Origin of the sequence: Streptomyces sp. NRRL S-495, from assembly GCF_000966955.1 — a bacterium.
In the GTDB taxonomy this organism is placed as follows: domain Bacteria; phylum Actinomycetota; class Actinomycetes; order Streptomycetales; family Streptomycetaceae; genus Kitasatospora; species Kitasatospora purpeofusca.
Genome location: NZ_JZWY01000532.1, coordinates 1 through 5,450, shown reverse-complemented (window position 1 = coordinate 5,450; position 5,450 = coordinate 1). Strand labels below are relative to the sequence as shown.

Here is a 5,450-nt window from a genome sequence, read left to right as displayed (position 1 = left end):
CACCGAGGCGGTGCGGGCCGCCGCCGAGGAGGCCGTCGCCCGGGCCCGGAACGGCGGCGGGCCCGGCTTCCTGGAATGCCGCACCTACCGGTTCGAGGGCCACCACACCATGGAACGGCTGATGAAGCTGCACTACCGCACCCCCGAGGAGGTGGACGCCTGGCGCGAACGCGACCCGCTCCCCCGGGCCGCCACCGCGATCGGCGCCGGGCGCGCCGCCGCCCTGGACGCCGAGGTCGCCGCCCAACTCGCGGCAGCCGAGGAGTTCGCGCTCGCCTCGCCGCACCCGGACCCGGCCGGCGCCGCCGACCACCTGTACGCCTCCGGCCTGCGGCCCCGGGCGGGGGCGGTCGCATGAGACTGTCGTACACCAAGGCGCTCAACCGGGCGCTGGCCGACGAGTTGGACACCGACCCCGCGGTCTGCGTGTTCGGCGAGGACATCGGCGCCGGGATGGCCGGGCCCACGCTCGGGCTGCTGGACCGGTTCGGGGCGGAGCGGATCGTCGACACCCCGCTCTCCGAGCAGGCGTTCACCGCGATGGCGGTCGGTGCGGCACTGGCCGGGCGGCGGCCGGTGCTGGAGTTCCAGATCCCGTCCCTGCTGTTCCTGGTCTTCGAGCAACTCGTCAACCAGGCACACAAGTTCTCGCTGATGAGCGGCGGGCAGTCGGGCGTCCCACTCACCTGCCTGGTCCCCGGCTCCGGCTCCCGGAGCGGCTGGGCCGGCCAGCACTCGGACCACCCCTACAGCCTGTTCGCGCACTCGGGGGTGAAGACCGTCGTCCCGGCCACGCCGACCGACGCCTACGGACTGCTCCGCTCGGCGATCCAGGACCCGGACCCGGTGGTGGTGTTCGCCCCGGCCGCCGCGCTGCCGGTCCGCGAGACCGTCACCTGGGACCTCGCCCCGGTGCCGCTCGGCCGGGCCCGGGTGCACCGCACCGGCACCGACGTCACCCTGGTGGCCGTCGGGCACCTGGTGCACGACGCCCTGGCGGTGGCCGAGGAACTCGCCGGTGAGATCTCGGTCGAGGTGCTCGACCCGCGCACGCTGTACCCGTTCGACTGGGCCGCACTGGGCGAGTCGCTGGAGCGCACCGGACGCCTGGTGGTGATCGACGACTCCAACCGCAGCTGCGGGATCGGCGCGGAGGTGCTGGCCACCGCCGCCGAGGAGTTCCGGCTCACCGCCCCGCCCCGCCGGATCACCCGGCCGGACGGCACGGTACTGCCGTTCGCCCCCGAGCTGGACCGGGCGCTGCAGCCCGACCGGGAGCAGCTGCGGCACGCGCTGCGCGCCGTCATGAAGTAGGTCCCGCACCGAGTCCGCAGTGACTCCGCACCGAGTGCCCCCGGGGGCGGCCACCAAGGCCGCCCCCGGTCGGCGTTCGGCGTCGCGATCGGTGCCGGTGCCGGTGCCGGTTCAGAGCACCTTGGGCACGGCCGCGAGCAGCGCCGGGAGCGGGTCCGACGGGTCCCGGTAGCGGTGCAGGGCCGCCCGGCCGTCCGTCCCGCGCAGCCGCGCGGCCAGCCGGGCGGGGACCACCAGCGTGGTGAGGATTCCGGTGCCGCCGAAGCCCTCCACACTCCACGAGACCCACGGCAGCGGGTAGTTGGCGGTCGGACTGAAGAACACCGGCCGCTGCCCCTGGAAACTGGCGTCGTAGAGGCCGAAGCGGCTCCAGTTGGAGAAGCTGAACCGGCGGTGCTGCGGGTCGAAGCCGAGCGGCACGCACCCGGCCAGTCCGGGGCGGCCCAGCTCGGCCAGGAAGCGGAGGTTGGAGCGCAGGTTGAGGTGCTCCTCCGCGTAGTCCCGCACGGCGGTGCGCAGCGCCCCGGCGAGGGCGCCGGGGCCGTCGGCGGGCGTGTACGGCAGGTGGATGTCGCCGAGCAGGTTGCCGATCAGGGTGTCCGGCAGGCCGAGCGGGCGTCGGACGTTGACCGGGACGGTGAGCCAGCGGGTCTCCCGGTCGCCGTCCAACTCCCTGACGGTGTGCACGACATGGGCGCAGACGGCGTCGCCGGCGGAGACCTTGACCCCGGCCGCCGCGCCGAACTCCTCGCGCATCCGGGCGATCTCGTCGTCCCCGAAGTAGAGCTGCACGGTCCGGTTGGCGCGCGGTCCGGCCGCCACCTCGCGGTCCAGCAGCAGGCGTTCGCCCTCCTCGGGCACCCGGAAGCCGGGCCGGCCGCAGTCCTCGGCGGGCAGCACCCGGTCGAGCAACGCGTCCTGGTCCTCGACGAGTTCGGCCACCGGCAGCTCCTCCCCCTCGACCGCCGCCGACCAGGCGCGCAGCAGCAGGGCGAAGCTCTGGAGGTCGCCGATCGCATGGTGCCAGGAGCAGCCGAGCACGGTGCCGCCGTCGCCGGTGCGGGTGACCCGGACGCCGAACAGCGGCCCGTCGCCGGTCCGGGCGGCCCGGGCGTCCAGCGGGTCGACGTGCTGCGCACCGGGCGCGGTGACCCGGCCCATCGACTCGGCGAGGGTGCCGTCGACGCGGTAACTCACCATCGGCACACCGGAGTCGTCGCAGATCGCCTCCAACACCCCGTCGACGGTGCGCAGTCGGCCGGCGAACACCGGGACCCGCTCCAGCGCCCGGGCCAGCCCGGCGGCGAGCCGCTCCTCGTCCAGGGCCCGGTCGAAGAACAGCACGACCGACACGGAGAGGTCGGCGAGCATGGTGTCGACGAGGCCGCAGCGGAGCACCGTCCCGGGCGCGACGCCGGCTCTGACCGTTCGGGTGTCGCGCAACTGCGGCCAGACGCTCAATGGATCCATCCCGGGGCTCGCGTGGCGTGTCGTACGGAGGGCCCCGACGACCGTACAGATCTCCCCGAACGATAGGGCAGTACCCGGGCGGCAATCCAGTGGTCCAGTCCAATTCCGTGGCATCGGCCCGGCCGACCGGTCCGCACCCAGCGTGACCGGGCCGGGCGGGCGCCGCCGGGTCCGGTGATCGGGCCGGGTCGGCGCCACCCGACTAGACTCCGAAGCATGGGAGAGCGCCCGGGCGCGCCCGACGCGCCGCCCCTGGTCCTCGTCACCGACACGGATTCGCAGTTGCTCGATCCGCGCCGGGCGTACCACGTCGGCCGCGACCCGACCAGCGAGATCGTCCTCGACGACCCCCGGGTCTCCTGGCACCACGCCGTGCTGCACACCACCGCCGACCACTGGCAGCTGGAGGACGTCGGCAGCACCAACGGCACCTTCGCCGACAGTCGCCGGGTCCGGTCCGAGGAGGTCGGCCCCGGCACCAGGCTGCGGTTCGGCGACGCGGCGGACGGGCCGTCCGCCACCTTCGCCGGCCTGCCCGCCGCCGCCCCGGCCGAGCGGCCCTCGCTCCTCGCCCCGGGCGTCTCCGGCACCTTCCGCCGGCCCAGCGCCGTCCTGCGGCTGCCCGGCCGGACGGTGCGGATCGGCCGGGCCCCCGACAACGAGCTGGTGCTGGAGGACCTCGTGGTCTCCCGGCACCACGCCGAACTGCGCACCCTGCCCGACGGCGGCCACGAGATCGTCGACCTGGGCAGCCACAACGGCACCTACCTCAACGGCCGCCCCGTCCAGCGGGCCCCGATCGGCCCGGCGGACATCGTCGGCATCGGACACTTCGCGCTCTGCCTCTCCGGCGACGAGCTCGTCGAGTACACCGACACCGGGGAGGTCTCGCTCAATGTGCAGGGCCTGGTCGTGCGGGTCGGCTCCGACCGGCGGGTGCTGCTCGACGACGTCTCCTTCCCGCTCGCCGAGAAGGCCCTGCTCGCCGTGGCCGGCCCCAGCGGCGCCGGCAAGTCCACCCTGCTGAACGCGCTCACCGGGCTGCGTCCGGCCGACGAGGGCACCGTGCTCTACGACGGCCGCGACCTCTACCGCGACTACGCCGAGCTGCGCCGCCGGATCGGCCTGGTGCCGCAGGACGACATCCTGCACACCCAGCTGACCGTCCGCCGCGCGCTCTCCTATGCCGCCGAACTGCGTTTCCCCGGCGACACCGCCAAGGAGGAGCGGGAGGCCAGGGTCTCCGAGGTGATCCACGAACTCGGCCTGGACGCCCGCGCCGACCTGGTGATCTCCAGCCTCTCCGGCGGCCAGCGCAAACGCGTCAGCGTCGCCCTGGAACTGCTCACCAAGCCCTCGCTGCTCTTCCTCGACGAGCCCACCTCCGGCCTGGACCCGGGCATGGAGCGCTCGGTGATGCAGATGCTGCGCGGTCTGGCCGACGACGGACGCACCGTCGTCGTGGTCACCCACAGTGTGCTCAGCCTGGACGTCTGCGACCGCCTCCTGGTACTCGCCCCCGGCGGTCGCACCGCCTACTACGGCCCGCCCGACGAGGCCCTGCCGTTCTTCGGCTTCACCGAGTGGCCGCAGGCCTTCGAGGCGTTCGAGAACGAGGACCACGCGGCCTGGCAGCGCCGGTTCCGGGAGTCGCCCCAGTACGAGCGGTACGTCGCCGCCGGGGCTCTGCCGCCCGTGCGGCCGGTCCCGGTGGCCGCTCCCGGGGCGGAGGCCGCCGACAGCATCGGCCCGGAGCAGCCGCAGGGCTGGTTCCCCCAGCTGGGCACCCTGATCCGCCGCTACACGGCGGTGCTCGCCGCGGACCGGCTGTTCCTGACCGTGATGATCGCCCTGCCGTTCCTGATCGGCGTGATGTGCCGGGCGATGGCGGGCAGCCGGCTCTCCTCCGACAACGCGCTGAACTGCCTGCTCACCCTCTGCATCGGCGGTCTGCTCACCGGCTCCGCCAACGCGGTGCGCGAGATCGTCAAGGAACGGCCGATCTACCAGCGAGAACGCGTGGTCGGGCTGTCCCGCTCGGCCTATCTGGTCTCCAAGGTGGTGGTGCTCGGCACGATCACGGTGGGGCAGGCCGCCGTACTGACGGTGGTCGGGCTGGCCGGGGTCGATCTGAGCCCGACCCTGGCCAACGGGGTGACGGTGCACAGCGGCGTACTGCTGCCACCACTGGCCGAGCTGATCATCGCGGTGGCGTTGCTGTCCTTCTCCGCGATGATGCTCGGCCTGCTGGTGTCCGCGCTGGTCCGCAAGGAGGAGGCGACGATGCCGCTGCTGGTGCTGCTCTCCGTGGTGCAGATCGTGTTCAGCGGCGCCATGCTGAAGCTGCACGGTGTGCCCGGCCTGGAGCAGTTCGCCTGGCTGGTGCCGTCCCGCTGGGGCCTGTCCGCGATGGCCCGCACCGTCGACCTGCACACTGTCCTGCCGACCGCGATCACCGCCGACCCGATGTTCCGGCAGGACCGGACCGGGTGGCTGCTGTCGCTGGCCCTGCTGGTCGGGCTCGCGGTGCTGCTGGCCGTCGCCGTGCTCGCCCTGCTGCGCCGGCAGGAGCCGGCGATCATGCGGAAATGACCCGCCCGGGGCCACCCTGACCCCGGCCACCCGACCGGTACGACCGACCCTGCGACCCAACCCCTGCCACCCGA

At 73.8% G+C, this 5,450-nt stretch carries 4 protein-coding genes; 3 read left to right on the top strand and 1 reads right to left on the bottom strand.

Annotated elements, in window-relative coordinates; translation table 11 throughout:
• Together VR45_RS26095 and VR45_RS26090 are read left to right on the top strand one after the other, a co-directional pair.
• Positions 1–358, top strand: a 358-nt coding sequence (locus tag VR45_RS26095; protein WP_045942289.1) for a thiamine pyrophosphate-dependent enzyme, incomplete at its 5' end; no start/stop codon positions are given.
• A complete protein-coding gene (locus VR45_RS26090) occupies positions 355–1,314 on the top strand; it encodes a transketolase C-terminal domain-containing protein (protein WP_045942288.1) in 960 nt (319 codons plus the stop codon). The genes VR45_RS26095 and VR45_RS26090, both read left to right, overlap by 4 nt.
• Positions 1,315–1,425: 111 nt before the next feature.
• On the opposite strand, the gene VR45_RS26085 is transcribed toward VR45_RS26090, so the two are convergent.
• Positions 1,426–2,775: an acyltransferase gene (locus tag VR45_RS26085; RefSeq protein WP_159394358.1), complete on the bottom strand. Its 1,350-nt coding sequence runs from the start codon at positions 2,773–2,775 to the stop codon at positions 1,426–1,428.
• A 225-nt stretch (positions 2,776–3,000) separates the two neighbouring features.
• On the opposite strand from VR45_RS26085, the gene VR45_RS26080 reads away from it, so the two are divergent.
• Positions 3,001–5,376, top strand: a complete 2,376-nt coding sequence (locus VR45_RS26080) for an FHA domain-containing protein (RefSeq protein WP_045942286.1) — start codon at positions 3,001–3,003, stop codon at positions 5,374–5,376.
• Positions 5,377–5,450: the final 74 nt, after the last annotated feature.